13 protein-coding genes and 6 pseudogenes are annotated in these 15,588 nt (G+C 48.8%); 8 read left to right on the top strand and 11 right to left on the bottom strand.

What is annotated here, in order from left to right; all coding sequences use genetic code 11:
* Window positions 1-151: 151 nt before the first annotated feature.
* A complete protein-coding gene (locus AC1S5B_RS21915) occupies window positions 152-3,823 on the top strand; it encodes a WD40 repeat domain-containing protein (protein ID WP_482037806.1) in 3,672 nt (1,223 codons plus the stop codon).
* A gap of 132 nt (window positions 3,824-3,955) precedes the next feature.
* Here the strand turns inward: AC1S5B_RS21915 and AC1S5B_RS21910 are convergent.
* The 4 genes and pseudogenes from AC1S5B_RS21910 to AC1S5B_RS21895 form a co-directional block, all read right to left on the bottom strand.
* Window positions 3,956-4,172: pseudogene (locus AC1S5B_RS21910) on the bottom strand (IS1 family transposase); the annotation flags it as partial.
* Window positions 4,150-4,509 (bottom strand): alpha-ketoglutarate-dependent dioxygenase AlkB family protein, encoded by a 360-nt coding sequence (locus tag AC1S5B_RS21905; protein ID WP_482037805.1) that lies wholly within the window; start codon window positions 4,507-4,509, stop codon window positions 4,150-4,152. The pseudogene AC1S5B_RS21910 and the gene AC1S5B_RS21905, both read right to left, overlap by 23 nt.
* 24 nt (window positions 4,510-4,533) lie before the next feature.
* Window positions 4,534-4,749 carry a hypothetical protein gene (locus tag AC1S5B_RS21900; RefSeq protein WP_482037804.1) on the bottom strand — a complete coding sequence of 72 codons (216 nt, stop codon included), beginning with the start codon at window positions 4,747-4,749 and terminating at the stop codon, window positions 4,534-4,536.
* An 11-nt stretch (window positions 4,750-4,760) separates the two neighbouring features.
* Window positions 4,761-5,114, bottom strand: a complete 354-nt coding sequence (locus AC1S5B_RS21895; RefSeq protein ID WP_482037803.1) for a GIY-YIG nuclease family protein — start codon at window positions 5,112-5,114, stop codon at window positions 4,761-4,763.
* 351 nt (window positions 5,115-5,465) lie between these two features.
* On the opposite strand from AC1S5B_RS21895, the gene AC1S5B_RS21890 reads away from it, so the two are divergent.
* Entirely contained in the window at window positions 5,466-7,097 is a 1,632-nt protein-coding gene (locus AC1S5B_RS21890; protein ID WP_482037802.1) for a WGR domain-containing protein, read from the top strand.
* Window positions 7,098-7,569: 472 nt separating this feature from the next.
* On the opposite strand, the gene AC1S5B_RS21885 is transcribed toward AC1S5B_RS21890, so the two are convergent.
* The 6 genes and pseudogenes from AC1S5B_RS21885 to AC1S5B_RS21860 all read right to left on the bottom strand — a co-directional run bounded on the left by AC1S5B_RS21885 (window position 7,570) and on the right by AC1S5B_RS21860 (window position 10,125).
* The gene (locus AC1S5B_RS21885) at window positions 7,570-7,755 is read right to left on the bottom strand and encodes a hypothetical protein (protein WP_482037801.1); all 186 of its coding nucleotides are present in this window, start codon (window positions 7,753-7,755) and stop codon (window positions 7,570-7,572) included.
* Window positions 7,756-7,947: 192 nt separating this feature from the next.
* Window positions 7,948-8,259 carry a VOC family protein gene (locus AC1S5B_RS21880; protein ID WP_482037800.1) on the bottom strand — a complete coding sequence of 104 codons (312 nt, stop codon included), beginning with the start codon at window positions 8,257-8,259 and terminating at the stop codon, window positions 7,948-7,950.
* A gap of 140 nt (window positions 8,260-8,399) precedes the next feature.
* Window positions 8,400-8,636, bottom strand: coding sequence for an alpha/beta fold hydrolase (locus AC1S5B_RS21875; RefSeq protein ID WP_482037799.1), 237 nt, complete (start codon window positions 8,634-8,636; stop codon window positions 8,400-8,402).
* A pseudogene (locus AC1S5B_RS21870) lies at window positions 8,630-9,196 on the bottom strand (alpha/beta fold hydrolase); the annotation flags it as partial. The pseudogene AC1S5B_RS21870 and the gene AC1S5B_RS21875, both read right to left, overlap by 7 nt.
* Window positions 9,197-9,468: 272 nt before the next feature.
* Complete coding sequence (locus AC1S5B_RS21865) at window positions 9,469-9,753, bottom strand: nitroreductase family protein (RefSeq protein ID WP_482037824.1); 285 nt, start codon at window positions 9,751-9,753, stop codon at window positions 9,469-9,471.
* Window positions 9,754-9,756: 3 nt separating this feature from the next.
* On the bottom strand, window positions 9,757-10,125 hold the full coding sequence (locus tag AC1S5B_RS21860) for a hypothetical protein (RefSeq protein ID WP_482037825.1): 369 nt from the start codon (window positions 10,123-10,125) through the stop codon (window positions 9,757-9,759).
* Between AC1S5B_RS21860 and AC1S5B_RS21855 the strand changes: the two are divergent.
* Window positions 10,087-10,224: pseudogene (locus AC1S5B_RS21855) on the top strand (IS701-like element ISPlag1 family transposase); the annotation flags it as partial. The gene AC1S5B_RS21860 and the pseudogene AC1S5B_RS21855 sit on opposite strands and share 39 nt — an antisense overlap.
* 101 nt (window positions 10,225-10,325) lie before the next feature.
* Window positions 10,326-11,540: pseudogene (locus AC1S5B_RS21850) on the top strand (ISNCY family transposase); the annotation flags it as partial.
* A 172-nt stretch (window positions 11,541-11,712) separates the two neighbouring features.
* Here AC1S5B_RS21850 and AC1S5B_RS21845 read toward each other — a convergent pair.
* Window positions 11,713-12,894, bottom strand: a pseudogene (locus AC1S5B_RS21845) (PQQ-dependent sugar dehydrogenase).
* A 298-nt stretch (window positions 12,895-13,192) separates the two neighbouring features.
* On the opposite strand from AC1S5B_RS21845, the pseudogene AC1S5B_RS21840 reads away from it, so the two are divergent.
* The 4 genes and pseudogenes from AC1S5B_RS21840 to AC1S5B_RS21825 form a co-directional block, all read left to right on the top strand.
* Window positions 13,193-13,381, top strand: a pseudogene (locus AC1S5B_RS21840) (IS1 family transposase); the annotation flags it as partial.
* Window positions 13,382-13,503: 122 nt separating this feature from the next.
* Window positions 13,504-13,962, top strand: a complete 459-nt coding sequence (locus tag AC1S5B_RS21835) for a MarR family winged helix-turn-helix transcriptional regulator (RefSeq protein WP_482037798.1) — start codon at window positions 13,504-13,506, stop codon at window positions 13,960-13,962.
* 64 nt (window positions 13,963-14,026) lie between these two features.
* Window positions 14,027-14,632: a hypothetical protein gene (locus AC1S5B_RS21830; protein WP_482037797.1), complete on the top strand. Its 606-nt coding sequence runs from the start codon at window positions 14,027-14,029 to the stop codon at window positions 14,630-14,632.
* 237 nt (window positions 14,633-14,869) lie between these two features.
* Window positions 14,870-15,583, top strand: a complete 714-nt coding sequence (locus AC1S5B_RS21825; RefSeq protein WP_482037796.1) for a Coq4 family protein — start codon at window positions 14,870-14,872, stop codon at window positions 15,581-15,583.
* Window positions 15,584-15,588: the final 5 nt, after the last annotated feature.

The following is a 15,588-nucleotide window of genomic DNA, read 5'->3' as shown; positions in this document are numbered from 1 at the left end:
GACTTCCACGCTCTTACTGTAGGCGGAGACTTTGTCACTGTCGTTACCTGAAAGTTCTTGTCATTTATGTAAAGAAACATTGAAATGTTACGGGAAGTTCCGTAATGTTCCAGTAAGTCTTAGGTGACCGCACCTAAGCTAATAGTGTCCTATGGAAGCGGAACAGTTACTCACTATCGCTAATGCCGTGGCTCAGACTCAGTGCGGGAGGCATCTGAGCGATTTAGAGACCACGATTTTGCGGGGCGCGATCGCTAATCAAACTTACGAAGAGATTGCCGAACAGTCTGGCTACTCGATTAGCCATGTCAAACGCCATGTCGGTCCTCAGCTTTGGCAGTTGCTGTCGCAAGGGCTAAATGAGAATGTCAGCAAGACCAACTTTCGCAATGCACTAATGCGGCGAGCCAGTCAAACTGAAGCAGGCAGACAATCGCCCAGTTCGATCGTCCCTCAACTAGCACAGCAAGCAACAGCAGAAGTAGACACAGAGCCTCGTCATCCAATCCAGCCAGCCCAATCACCCTTGCCTCAGATCGATTGGGGGGAAGCCATCAGCATCGCTGGCTTTTGCGGACGCATCGCAGAGTTAACCACTCTTTCTAACTGGATCATTGAAGAGCGCTGCTGTCTCATCGCGTTGTTGGGCATCGGGGGAATTGGTAAAACGGCTCTCTCGGTCAAACTCACTCACGAGATTCAACTAGAATTCGAGGTGATCATTTGGCGATCGCTGCGGAATGCGCCGACTCTCGAAACGCTACTAGCAGACCTGGTGCCATTTCTTTCCGATCAGCAAGACCTCAAAGCCGAAGTCAGACGCTTGATCCACTGGTTGAGATCGCGGCGCTGTCTGGTTGTCCTCGATAACGTGGAAACACTGTTTCAAGCAGGAGATCGAGTGGGACAATATCGTTCCGGTTATGAAGCTTATAGCGAATTATTCAAGCTGCTGTGTGAGGTGCAGCATCAGAGTTGCGTCGTGCTGACCAGTCGGGAAAAACCGAGTGAAGTTGCAGCTTTAGAAGACACCGAAGCTGTGCGATCGCTGCAACTCAAAGGCTCATCTGAAACCGCTCAAGCCTTGATTGTTGCGAAAGGTTTAGTTGGTTCGGAGGCAGACAAACAACGCCTAGCCGAGCACTATGGCTGCAATCCTTTGGCAATCAAAATTGTGGCTAGCTCCATTCAAGATGTGTTCGATGGCGAGATTGAACCGTTCTTGCAGCAGAGTACCATTCTGTTTAACGGTGCGCGGCGTTTGCTTGACGAGCAGTTTAAGAGGCTCTCTCTCACCGAACAGAGCATCATGTATTGGTTAGCCATCAATCGGGAATGGACGACGATTGCAGAGTTGGCTGAAGATATATCACCTCCTTTGCCACGGGCAAAGTTGTTGGAAGCTCTGGAGTCGTTAAGCTGGCGCAATTTGATTGAGCGTAGACACGGCAGCTACACGCAGCAGCCCGTTGTGATGGAGTATGTCACGGATGCGTTGGTAGAACAAATCGCAAATGAAATAGCCAATCAGGATATCAATATTTTAGGTAGTCATGCGTTACTCAAAACAACCGTTAAAGAATACGTTAGAGAAACGCAGCGGCGACTTATTTTAGCTGGAGTGGTCACGCAGCTACAGCCAGTATTTGGAATTTCAGCCCGAATGGCAGTGGGATTGCAGGACACGATTAAGCTGCTGCAAAGAAAGCCTGTTTCACCCCTCTATGCCGCTGGAAATTTAATCAATCTTTGCTGCTACTTGCAAACCAATCTAACTGATTACGACCTTTCCAATCTCACCATCTGTCACGCTAATCTCTCAGCAATTAAGATGCGTCGAGTCAATTTCGCCAACTCCCGGTTCATGAAATCGACCTTTACTCATACCTTTGGGGGAATTCTGGCAGTTGCCTTTAGTCCAGACAGTCAAATGATTGCTACTGGAGATACGGATGGCACAGTCCGCTTGTGGCAAACGATGACTCACAGTCAGGCTGAATCGAATCTAGAACAACTCCTTTTGAGCTTGAGTGGTCATCGAAGCTGGATTTTAGCTGTAGCTTGGCATCCCTACAAACTAAAGCTTGTTAGCAGCAGTGGCGATTGCACGATTAAAATTTGGGATGTGCAGACAGGGCAATGTTTACAGACGCTGCGAGGACACCAGAAGGCAGTTTGGAGTCTTACTTGGAGTCCAGATGGAAGTCAGTTTGCTAGCAGTAGTGGCGACTGCACGATTAAAATTTGGGATGCGGAAACTGGAGATTGCCTGCACACGCTGCAAGGGCATCAAAATCTAATCTGGAGTGTTGCTTGGCATCCCGATGGCAAAATTCTTGCCAGTGGTAGTGATGATCAGACCCTCCGACTTTGGGACACCCAGACGGGACAGTGCCTCAGAACAGAATCAGTGACAGGATATCAGGTGGGTTGCGTTGCCTGGAGTCCCGATGGAACCATGCTTGCCAGTGTAAGTGCAGATGCAATCATTCGGCTACGGGATGGACAAACAGGACAGGAGATTCGGCGTTTAGTGGGGCATAGTACCTGGATCTATTCACTAGCCTGGAGTCCGGATGGGACAATGCTCACAAGTTGTAGCGGCGATCGTACCGTCAAGCTTTGGAACCCGCTCACCGGAAGCTGCTTGAAAACAATGCAAGGACATCAAGAAGCGATTTGGGGCGTGAGTTGGAGCAGCGATGGTAGCGCGATCGCCAGTGGTAGCCTGGATCAGATGGTACGGCTGTGGAACCCACAGACAGGGCAGTGCCGCCACACGCTCAAAGGCTATACGAATGCGATCAGAAGCGTGATGTGGAGTCCCAATAGCAAGTTCTTAGTCAGCCCTAGCACAGATAGTATTGTTAGAGTTTGGGAGGTTGAGACGGGACAATGCCTGAAGACATTAACAGGACACCACGGTTGGGTGCTGTCAGCGGCATGGAATCCGATCCCTCCATCTTCTCATTACCAAGGAGCAGCAGGACTCCTTGCCAGCAGCAGTCACGATTGCACCATAAAAATTTGGGATGTGCAGACCGGACGATGCTTGAGAACCTTATCTGGGCATCAAAGCTGGGTGTGGTCGATTGCATGGAGTCCAGTTGAACTTGACCTGCCAATAGGCACAGGACAATTGCTGGTGACAGCAGGCAGCACGAATGATATGAGCATCAGAGTTTGGAATCTTGAAGGGGAATGCCTCAAGGTTTTATATGGGCACCAAAGCTGGATTTGGTGGGTAATCTGGAGTCCAGATGGAAAGACACTGGCATCGGCGAGTGCGGATCATACCATTAAGCTCTGGGATGTACAGACGGGCGAGTGCGTCAAGACCTTGCACGACGATCGCTTGATCGGCATAGCGATCGCGTGGAGTCCAGACGGCAACTGGTTGGCAACCAGCAGTGCAGATCGAACGGTGCGGCTGTGGAATCTTCAAACCGATACATTTGAGCGCGAACTCGTCGGGCATCTGGAATTGATTTGGGCAATCGCCTGGAGTCCGAACGGTGAGTGGTTAGCCAGTGGCAGCAATGATGGCACCATCAAAGTGTGGCATCTGGAAACGAATGAATGCAAATTCACCTTACAGGGGCACGAGAACCGGATTTGGTATGTCTCCTGGAGTCCCGGTGGAGAGATTCTTGCCAGTTCTAGCGCAGACGGAACGATTCGGCTATGGGATGGGCAAACGGGTAACTGTCTCAAAACGTTGAGATCTGATCGACCCTACGAAGGGATGAATATCATAGGTGTGACTGGGATAACCGAAGCCCAAAAAGCCACGCTCAAAGTTTTGGGAGCGATTGGGGTATGACACCGTCCATGGCAATTAAGTACCACATCGGCTAAAACCTTTTCTCAGTGGAGGTTTCGGACTGTGATCTTGCCTATTTTAGACAACTGTTAGATGACAATGAGGGTAGTGTTCTAGACCTGTGGATCGACCTTAGAGGTCTAAGCCAAATTCATAGCGGCTGATGAATAGACCAATGACGACATCGTGCAACCAAATTGACTTAGAAAAGCAAATGGTTTTGCGGGCTAGTCGTTTAAATCCGAGTGCGTAAGGTCAAATGTTTACGTTCAATCTTCTGAGTATTGCGTTTGCCTACGGTGTGAAGACTTGGGTCGAGATGTCTTTCATAAGCTCCCCAACCATCCGTATAGAACTGCATAATCCCACCTGATCGAGCGCTGCCCATTGTGGTAACGGTTGCCAATGATGATTGCGAAATCGAAACCCGTTTCAGCTTCAATGCGTTGACGCAGATTGGCTAATGGCTCAGTCCAGGGTAGCGGGTTTAGAAGTACCGACGAAGAATAGAAATAGCTGCATCCCTCATCGCCATAGATAGCTTCCAGGCGAGGCACAGGCATTAACCGACCAAACATCCGAATATCGTTTTGCTGCCAACTTAGAGCCTTGCTGTGTTCGTACAACGCATCGGCTTCAGCCTGAGCAAGGAAGTGAGGAAGGTAATAGTAGGGTTTTTGAGTCATAGCACCATGAGGAGCAATGAACCTTTATTTCAAGTTATTTACTACAGCGAAAGGATTACAACCAGAGAAGCTAATTGAGTCTTCGTCAAGGAACCCCGCGATCGCCATTTCAACAACCGACTCAACAGGTTGCTCAATCTGGGCGGCATAAGTCAACAAACCCAACCGAATCTTTTCTGGAAGCACCTGGAGAAACGCTTGGGCGGCTTCAGGAGAGAGGTGTTCGGTTGTAATCTGCATTTTGCTGTCTCCTAGTTCATGCGAGTGTTGTAACGGGGTCGAGCCATTTGAATCATCAAGGTTTCAATGTACTCAACTTGCTGAAGTGAACGCCGACCCATTGCAAAAGTCGAAATTCTAACGTCATCTGGATTGAGCCTGTCAATAAATGCCCAACTCAGAGCCTTATGTCCATTACGGAACCGTCGTCTAAGATTATTGCCAATTCCAATATACAAAATCTCATCACGATAACGAAATGCATAGAAACCCGGATGAGAAGGAACGGGTTCAAAATCACGGCTAAGCGGATAGCATTCCTCAAACAGGGTAGAAGAAAGCGCCTTAAGAACCATCTCGGCATCCGATCTAAGTGTTTCGCTCATTGTTATAAAGTGCAACGGAAACTCAGAACACAGTTTATTACGGTAGCCACTGAAGACCATTGCAAAGCCAGCCGCGCATAACCCCTCTGTCGGTAAATTATTTATCTTATCTTTTACTGTCTTATCTTGCTTAGCTCAAACAGGCAAGCGCTATCTATTAAAACCCCTAAACTCCGAGAGGCTGAAACGCCCGAAACCCGTAGGGCAAAATGGTATGAATGATACAAGTATCTTATCTTACTCTTTATTTTGAGAAGCTCTGAGATAAGATAAGAAGTACAGTTTCCATTCAATTATCCCTTACTAAAAAACTAAGTCTTGTTGGGTTAAGCTTGAGCCACTCACTTTTCTTTGACACTCCCAACGATGCCTAGCCACACGATTCCCACGGATAATGGCAAGTACGACCAGTTAATCACCATCACGCTAGAGGGGTGCAGGGTTACGGCTCGAGAAAATGATAGACGGGATGGCAGTGGTGTGCTGATCTGGTCTGAAACCCATGAATTCGCAACGGAAAGCGAAGCTCAGACCTGTTATGAGGCACAGATTCGCAAGTGGAACCCGCAGTATTTTGCGCGGTTAGAGGCAACAGCCAGGGCTACGGCGAATGCAGTGCCTGTGTACCTGGAGTTTCATGATGGCAAGTCCCACAAATTTTATGAGGTGACGGTGATTGAGTCCACGGTCAATGTCCGCTATGGGCGGGTGGGAACGGAGGGAAAAACGTTTAGCGATGCCTACGTCAGCCCTGAACAGGCTCAGGCGGCTGCCGATAAGAAACTCAATGAGAAGCTGAAAAAGGGATACGCTCATCTCAATGCAGCAGACTCCGCCCCCGCAGCGGATACCGCATCCATCCCAGATCTCTTGACAGATATTGATGCCACGACTCCCACGGTGATGGCAGTCACCTTGCCAGCCAGGGAACAACTGCTGTGGCGCACCACTCGGATTCGACCGGATTGCGTGGTGCTGATTCGAGCCATTGCTCGCACGAATTCCTATTCGTTTAATTTGATGTCCCAGACGGATATTGCTTATCACTTCAATCCGCGTCCGAACGAGGCACAGGTTGTGCAAAACACTCTGGAGCGGCACCATTGGGGACCAGAGGAGCGGTTTCCATTCCCCCCTGAATTAGAGCAAGGGCAGGAATTTGAGTGGGCGATCTCCATCCAGCAGGCGGAATTGGTGGTTTACCTGAATGGTTGTCTGTTGTGCCGTTACGATCATCGCATTGCGCCACTGTTGATTGATGGGTTACGCCTGGATTGTGGACAGGGTGCGCTAGAGGTTTTATCGATCAAATTATCCAGTCGGGCACTGCCCCAGGAGCAGCCCCAGGTATTCACTCCGCCAACGCCTGCCGTTGTTCCTCCGACCGCTGCCACCAAGGGAAATCGGCTGTCTGAGGAAATCGAAGCCCTGCTCTCCTATTTTGAGCCGGGTGTGGTACGGCGGTTTCCACCGGCGACAACGGAGATGATTGCCAATGCAGAGCAAATGCTGGGCACCCAGTTTCCCCCTTCCCTGCGCTCATTGCTGCAAGTGACGAATGGACTGGATGTGCCGGGATGGATGGATTTATTGGGAGTGCCGGACATAGGAGTGACCCCGCAGAATACCATCGTGGATTGGAGTCTTTGTTACCGGGATGGCGAAACCAGTGATTTTATCGTTCTGATTCAGGATGGCACTGGAGATCCGTTCTGCTTACTTGACAACCAACGGAATGAGCGCGGTGAATGCGCGGTGACCAAAGTGAACCACGAAACCTGGGAACCGAAGGGGATAATTGCATCCTCCTTAGATCGGTTGCTCTGGTTTGTGTTGAGCGATATGCAAGGCTACTTGCGACCGGATGGGGAGTTTAAGGATGAAGATGAACTGGAGGAATCGGAGTACGGCGATGAATGGAGTTGGTACGACGATCCGGATTACTGCTTGCAGCATGACCCAGATATTGCGACGTTTCGTTAAAGCTCAGTCTGTTGAATTAACGTTAGTTGATGGTGTGTCAGTTAGAAGTGTCAATTAAACGAAGGATTTGAGACAGGGTAGCGTGAAAACCTTGTAGGGTAGAACTTTCGCTAAATCTGATTGTAAGTCTGTTTCAACAGTTACGACCTACTTGATCGCAAAGTCCTTCAGAAAGGGGAGCCTGCCTTTTTGTCTCAAAACTCATCGCCATCACTTGGTTTTGAGAGTTTGATTGTGAGACGAGTTTTCAGACACATCACAGCCAGATCTGAGTGGTTGTGTAACGTAGCGGGAAATCGGGTCGTAGGATGGCTGCAAACCATCCTACGACCCGATTTCCCGCTTCCATGGCTATGGCAATGTTAATCCAACGCCCCTAGAGACTCCGGTAATGAACCATACTTTCGGTGTTTTCATCGTATGTCCTCGGTTTAGGTGTTGTCTAAGTGTATTGCCGTTAACTTTGACTGCATCATCTGAAAAGAACAGGCAAAACCTCTTCCATATAATGGTCAGCGGCGGCGGCAGCCTCTTCTGGACTGCTGCCATTCTGGCACGCACTTAGATAAGGCGCATACCATTCCCACCAGTGATGCTCGGCGTGAGTCTTCTCGTAGGGGTCATGGTGCTCTGCCGTCTCGCGGAGAAGGTTTGCCAAGGTGCCAACGTCCAAGTTTTGTGCTCGTGGAGAGTTCCACAGGCGATCAGGAAGCCGCGTTGTGATTTCCTGGAGCAGCCAGAGGTTTCCGTCCGGATCTTCAAACGAGGCAAATGAGAAATAGGAACGACCTTGCGGGTCGCATCCACCGATGCGTGGGTTCTCCACAGCGTTGTTAAAGGAACCTCCAGCTTAGTGGAAAATTTCGCTCACGTTGACCCCGCGATCGCTCAAGTCTTTGCGGACAGCATCAAGATCGTCCACGGCAAGAACCAGGTTTTGCACTGAACCAGAATTGTTCGGAGTGACCCCCTGACCGAAGATGATTGAGGCATCCGAGTTGGGTGGTGTCATATGGACGTTGCGATAGTTGCCCTCTGCAATGTCGATGTCGAGTCGCCAGCCAAGATTCTCGTAGAAGACCTTGGCGCGATCGACATCAGAGACGTTGAACACCACGACTTCAAGCTTCATGGTTAGACTGTTTGCGGAGTTGTCACTCATCTTGTTCTCCTGTTGGTTGTCAGTTTGAGGTTCGGATTGATTACGTTTCATTCTTCTGAGATCGCCCCATACACACTACTCAAGTTCTTTGAGTTAAACCACAACTTAAATGGTTGTCTTCCTAGATTTTCAGCGAGTGATCAATGTCTAATTAGGTTGTCCAGCCCTGCTGTCAGCCTTTCCTGGTTGACTTCAAGCGATTGCGATAGGAACTGCAAAACTCGTCGGTTGAACTTTTCTGGATTCTCGATGAGCATGAAATGTCCGCCGCCTTCATCCGCTTCAAAGATTACCAACTCAGAGTTCGGAATACTTTGATTGATCCAAACCTGCGATCGCCAGGGAATGATACTTTTCCTGCCGCTAATAATCAGCATTGGCTTGCGAATTCTGACAATTTGATCGCGCCAGTCCGTATGAGCATGGTTGTATAGTAGTGTTGCGGCGATCGCTCGTGGACAGCAAAGATTGCACTCAACGATCCATCAAACTGCTCCTCTGACATCGCTGGCGTGACCATTGAAGTGAGGAGGCTTCGAGTCAGTTCTTCAACGTTGCCGTGTTCTAAGGTGTGTACTATCGTGTTGAGTTGCTCAGCCGTAAATACTGCTCCGGACTCTGCTATTTCTTGAGCATTCCAATGCGATAGCGAAGCGCTGCTGCAAGCAGCTCGCGAGATGACCAGTGGAGATTGATCAACCAACACTAATCGATCAATTTCGTCTAATCCAAATAGATCAAGATAGCTCCAGATTAGGGAACATCCCATTGAGTGACCGAGTAGGTGTGGCTTTTCGAGTTGCAGAGTACTGATCAATTCCTGGACATCTTGAGCCAATTGAGAGATTCGATACCCGAACGGTACTTTTTCTGACTCGCCGTGTCCTCGTAAATCGATCGCGATCACCTGATAGTCTTCGGCAAAAACAGGAATTTGATATTTGAATTGTTCTGCCGATTGCGATCAGCCGTGAAGCATCACGATGGGTTGTCCGCTACCCGCGCTGATGTAGCTTGCTGATGTAGCTTAATTCTGCACCATCAGAGGTTTTGAATGTTCTTCTTTGCATGTTGTCCTTTCCCAGCACAGTTTGAAAATCATTGACAATCAGTGCGTGCATTACTGGTGATGGCTTTATCTTTCAATTCCCGATCTGTAATGGATGGACTCAGATAGCGATCGCCGTATTCCTTCTCCAGCCTAATGTTCTAATCACTTCTGTGAGCTAGCTCACGATCATCGAGAAATGAGACATTGTTCTCAACTGGATCGCGCCGAATACGCAAGTGATTAGGAGGAAAGTCAGAATCGGTATAGCCAACGGCTAAGCCACACAGAATCGATAGTTCCGGTGGGATATTCAACTCACTGCAAATAACTTCGGGATAAGCGGCTAGCGAAACCTGGGCACAAGTACCCAGTCCACGAGCAGTCAGGCTCAGCATCAGCGTTTGCAAATAGATCCCTACACTTAAAGCATCCGCATTGCCCAGTTCTCAGTGCATACAGACGATACCGATCAGCGGGGCACCAAAAAATTCGTAATTCCGCAGAAGGGCTTGTTCTCGACTCACTTTATCTGCACGCTCAATCCCCATTGCTCCATAAATTTGTGCGCCCAGTTCCTGGCGGTAGTGCTGGAATGCCTCCGGCAGTTGAACGATTTTGGGTAATTGAGCCACGTCAGAATGCTGAGCTTGCTTTAGCAAACAGGACTTACGCATGGAAAGGCTGGGGCAAAATAAGGGAACGCTTAAACGAGAAGAATGAGCTTCACTAAACTTGACTACTGTCAATATCTGCTGAGCAGCCCTATCCATTACACGGTGACAAATTTGGCTGACCATCTTGATGGAATTAGCCATGACCGAATCAATCGCTACTTGCGAAGCGAGAAACTGACTCCTCGTCTGTTGTGGGAGAACGTGAAACCATCGCTGCAAGAGTCTGAGAATGCAGCAATTCCAAATTCAAAACTTTGACAACTCGCTGAATCAGACTGGAGGATAAGGAAACACCTCGTGGGAGCACGGTGATGGAATCATTGCCTTTAAGTTTTGGGGTGTTGTTAGGCTATCTGCATCAAGCCATCAGTCGGATTGAAGACCCAAGGCAAGCGAGTAACGGCACCCGCTACAGCGTGAGTGACGCAATCTTGGCAGCGTTTAGCGTGTTTTTCATGCAGTGCGAGTCTTTCCTGGAGCACCAACGGCAAATGCAGAGTCGGCAGGGCAAGGATAACGCTCAAACATTGTTTGGGTTAGCTCAAATTCCGAGTACACCGCAAATCCGCAATATTTTGGATCACCTGGCTGCACCTGTCCTAACGGGTGTGTTTGAGCAGGTGTATCGAGGTTTGAGGCAAGGGGGATACTTGCAGGCATACCACTGCTTGGGAGGGCATTTGTTAGTCACCTTAGACGGGACGCAATATTTCAGTTCGCAGAAAATTCAGTGTCAGCAGTGTTCAACTCGAACGCATAAAAATGGGCGTGTGACCTATTTTCATAGCGCGATTCTACCCGTGATTGTCGCTCCTGGTCAGTCGCAGGTGATTGCCTTAGCCCCCGAATTTATCAGTCCGCAAGATGGGTCTGTGAAACAAGACTGCGAAGTGGTGGCGGCTAAACGCTGGATGCAGACCCATGCGGGGCAATTTGCCCAACACCCAATAACGCTGCTTGGGGATGACCTCTATAGTCGTCAACCGATGGTTCAGCAGTGTATAGAGCTTGGCATAAACTTCATTTTTACCGCTCTACCCGACTCTCACCCTGCCCTGTACGAGCGCTTGCACGTGCTTGAGGTTTTGGGGGCGCTCGAGACCCTAGAAATCCGGCAATGCCACCAGCGCACTCCAGCGATTTATCACTACCGCTATGCCAATCTCGTGCCGATTCGGGACACTCAACCCGCCTTGCTGGTCAATTGGTGCGAACTGGTCGTTACCCGGGAACACGACGCTCAGGTGCTCTACCACAATGCCTTCATCACCCACCATCGCTTGGGTCATACCACCGTTGCCTCAGTGGTCGCTGCTGGTAGAAGTCGGTGGAAGACCGAAAACGAAAATCACAATGTCCTCAAAACCAAGGGGTACCATCTCGAACACAACTTTGGGCATGGGCAACAGCATTTAGCCAACTTTTTGCTCACGCTCAATCTCCTGGCTTTCCTGTTCCATACAGTGCTTCATCTAGTGGACACGTCTTATCAGAAAATTCGCCACCAACGGGGCACTCGCAAGGGTTTCTTTCAAGACATCCTCAGCCTGACTAAGTATTTGCTATTCAATAGTTGGCAGCATCTAATTGACTTTATGCTCTCCGATGCAGACCCCTCTCCTATCACTGATTCCTCTTAAATTTTTGAATTTGGAATTGCTGCATCGGCTTTGAGTGTAAAAACGAAATGTGATTGGCAAGTGACAGGCCAACTGACAAGTGACAGGGTCAACGGGTAATGCGAAGAATTTTGTCTTGCTGTGCGGGACAACTGCCGCGCCCATCACAGTTACTTGTTGTGACGTACAGTTCCCCATCGGGACCCATGACTGCATCACGCAGCCGCCCCTGTTGACCCTGTAAGTACACTTCATGCCGCTGCACCTGACCCGATCGCGGATCAATGACGACGCGCTGTAAGTGTTCTGCCCGAAGTGCTGCAATCATGAGGCTGCCTTTCCATTCAGGAATAGCATTGCCAGTATAAATAGCGGCTCCTCCGGGCGGTAATGCTTGCTGCCAGACGATCGCAGGTGTGACTAATCCTGGCTTTGATTCACAGCGGTAGGTGGTGGGCTACCCCAAATTATCCCCTGCCTGGGCAACGCTAACCTTATCATGTCCCGATCGCCCTAACTCCCCACTGGGACCGTGATCACTGACCCACAAGGTAGAGGCGTTGATCCAATCAAAGCCTTGAGTATTGCGAATGCCTGTAATGTAAACCGGATTACCCGGAAACGGATTATCGGCAGGCACCTGACCATCAGGAGTGACGCGCAAAATTTTACCTGCCAGACTTTTCACGTCCTGAGACAGGTCAGGGTTTCTGGCATCCCCAGTGCCAACGTAGAGCATGCCATCAGGACCAAAGCGAATACGTCCGCCATTATGAAATTGCGCGACTGGAATGTTGTCGATAATGGTGCGATTACGAGTTGCACTCAATCCATCGGGCGACACCTGCCATCGTTCCACACGATTCACCGCAGCACCATTGGTGTTAGCCGTGAAATAGACATAAAAGAAGCGGTTGCTGACAAAATCAGGATGCGTTGCGATTCCCAGGAGTCCGCCTTCACCTTGATCGCTGACATTGATGGTGGCGATCGGGTTTGGGCGCAATACACCCTTCTGTACCAGCCGCACCCGTCCCGATCGTTCCGAGACAAGCAAATCGCGGTTCGGCAAAAAGGCAATGCTCCAGGGCACATCTAGCCCGGTCACGACTTCTTCAACCCGCACGGTTACTTTCCCCTGGGAACCAAAGCCGTTTTCAACCAGCGTACGGCTTGCTTGCCGCGCTGAAGCAGGGCTGGGAGTTGCCTGCACTTGTTTGAGGTTGGTTGCTGGAGCACTAGGAGAGTTGCCTGCTGGCGGTTGTGGCGGTGTGCAGCCAACTAACCCCATGACGATAAACATCAGCCAACGGGCAACAGTATGGGGTCGTTTCATGAGAACTATGCCGATAAAGTGAATCAGATGGAACGATTGAGTTGCGTTCCAAAACTAAGGCGACGTTGTGGGGGCGGGGGAGGGGAAATGGTTGGGTCAGTAGTCGGAGTTGTCGTTGGAGATATTATTGTAGGGGTTCTTTGCACAACCCCTCAAAAAGGTACAGTCCACCACGAGATAGGTGAGTCTTACATCAAGAAAGTTCTGGATCTTTGTCTCCGATTCAAGCAAACGCTGCATAGTTGAGAAACTTTATGAACGCCATCTTGAGCCTTTTGTTCATACTGTTGGCAAAGCCAATACTCAAACCATTGAACGCAAACATCTCACCTTGCGGACTTGGATTAAGCGGTTAGCTCGAAAAACAATTTGCTTCTCCAAGTCCATTTGGTTACATGATGTGGTCATTGGTTTATTCATCAATCGCTATGAATTTGGCTAGACATCTAAACTTGTCCACAAGTCTAGAACATCACCGAGGCTAAGTTGTTTTGAGGTGTTTGGTGAGGCAAAAACTTAATTCAGCCTCTTGACGTTCAAAATGAGTGCATATACACTTAAGCTATGAAGAAACACCCCAACCCAGTCAATTCAACTGAATTAGGTCAAGTGGTTTCCTCGTGTGCCTGTTTCAATCTCCGTAAAGCCTCTCGTGTTGTTACGCAACACTTTGATGAAATCCTCAAACCAAGCGGTTTGCTCATCACTCAATTCACCATCTTGGTGGCGATCGCACTGGCAAAGTCAGGAACTATTAACGAGCTAGCGGAGCAATTAGTCATGGATCGCACGACCTTAACCCGGAATCTCAAACCGATGGAGCGAGAGGGATGGTTAAAATCTGAGCCAGGGCAAGATCAGCGAACTCGTGTGATTAGCCTGACACCCAACGGAGAAGTTGCATTAGCAAAAGCATTACCGTTGTGGAAACAAGCCCAGAATGGTGTGGAGGAAGCGCTCGGACCCAAACGCTGGAACGCTCTACTTTCACATTTAGCTGAGACTACCGCGCTGATTCGTTGAGGTTAGATTTTTCTGCAAAACGTGTATATACACTTTATTGAATTGTTGAACTTTGGAGACTTCTATGGTGTCTTTATCCTCGAATCAGCGTCATCACATCGCACAACGACTACTTTTTATCGTCAGCTTTTGGGGACTTGGTGTGGCAGTCGGCAGCTATTTCGGACTCTTTAGTACCTTTCCATTGCCGTGGTTTGCTTTGCTCGTGGCAATGGGGATTATTATACCCTTGGCAATTTATTACGGGAACTCTAGCTTCCGCGCCTACATTCAAGGACTCCATCTCAATTACCTCACTCTTTTTCACATTTGGCGTATTCCAGCAGCCCTAACCTTTTTCTACTACGGCAGTCAACATCTGTTGCCGTCAGCTTTTGTGCGAAATGCAGCTTGGGGAGATTTAGCAGCAGGTCTATTGGTTCTCGTAGTACTCGCATTACCAAAGAGTACTTGGAAATATTGGGGCTTTCACCTTTTCGGTTTTGCAGACTTTGTAACTGCGGTTAGTACAGGCTTAACTTTCGCACTGCTTCAAGTTCCGACGATGGAAACTATTGCAACTTTTCCTGTTGCCTTGATTCCATTGTTTGGAGTGGGTATCTCAGGAGCTTCACACATCATGGCGCTAGATATTCTAGTTCGGCACACAAGAAAGCTTCGTAGTGTCTAAAGCGATGCTGGATAACAATACGATGGAGTGGACAGTTGGGAACCTTGTCGTCTAGCGTTAAGGTTGATCTGCTGCCGCTCATCTTTGCTGTTAGACGAATTCAAGCATACTTCAATCGCTCATCAGGTGTTTAAGATTTGAAAGTGTTTATAGACATTACTATCGTGATGCATTAAACCTAAGTAACCACCTCGACGGGAGCGCTATAGAGCTATAAAAACGCTAGGTGAGGGGGCAATGAATACCAAAGACTCGGTTGATCAGCATTCACAATATTCACAATGGAAGACGCTGGTGTTTGAGCGCTTCATGCAGATATTGAAGGCTCCCTATGGTGACTTTCAGTCGATCTGGAATCTAGCGAATGCTGTGAATGATGAAGCGGGCTTTAGACAGACAGTAGAATTTCTCTCTGTTCATTCCTCAGCCAAGGAGTCCATTCAAAACCGTTTACTCCTGGGTGCTATAGATCTTCAGCAACTTCATTCTCTGCCCGAAGAAACTCTAGGCTATTCCTACTCGGACCATCTGCTTCGCAATGGCTTAAATCCGATTCAATACCAAATAGTTGAGGACGAGTATGACTACTTAATAGTACATCTCGCGGAAGTCCACGATATTTGGCACGTTGTCATCAATGCTGATACTAGTATGGTCGGTGAGACCAAATTACAAGCTTTTGTGGCAGCGCAATTGCGAACTTCACGGTTCTCATTCGCAATGCTAGCTAAAAACTTGTTAAAAACAGCAGTTGAGGATTTAGATTTAGCAGAACAGCTAACGGATGCCCTAACGGAGGGATGGCGTATGGGCAAACAAGCTCAACCTCTATTCGGTGTGCAATGGAATACCCTTTGGAACATCCCGTTGATAGAGTTGCAAGCAAAGTGGAACATCTTGCCTAATACTATTGCAGAATCATTGTCTAACAAGTGCATTGCAGCGGAATGAAATCG

This window comes from Leptolyngbya sp. CALU 1928 (assembly GCF_056784215.1).
Note: the sequence above shows the minus strand (reverse complement) of the source record. Positions and strands in the feature narration are given on the sequence as shown.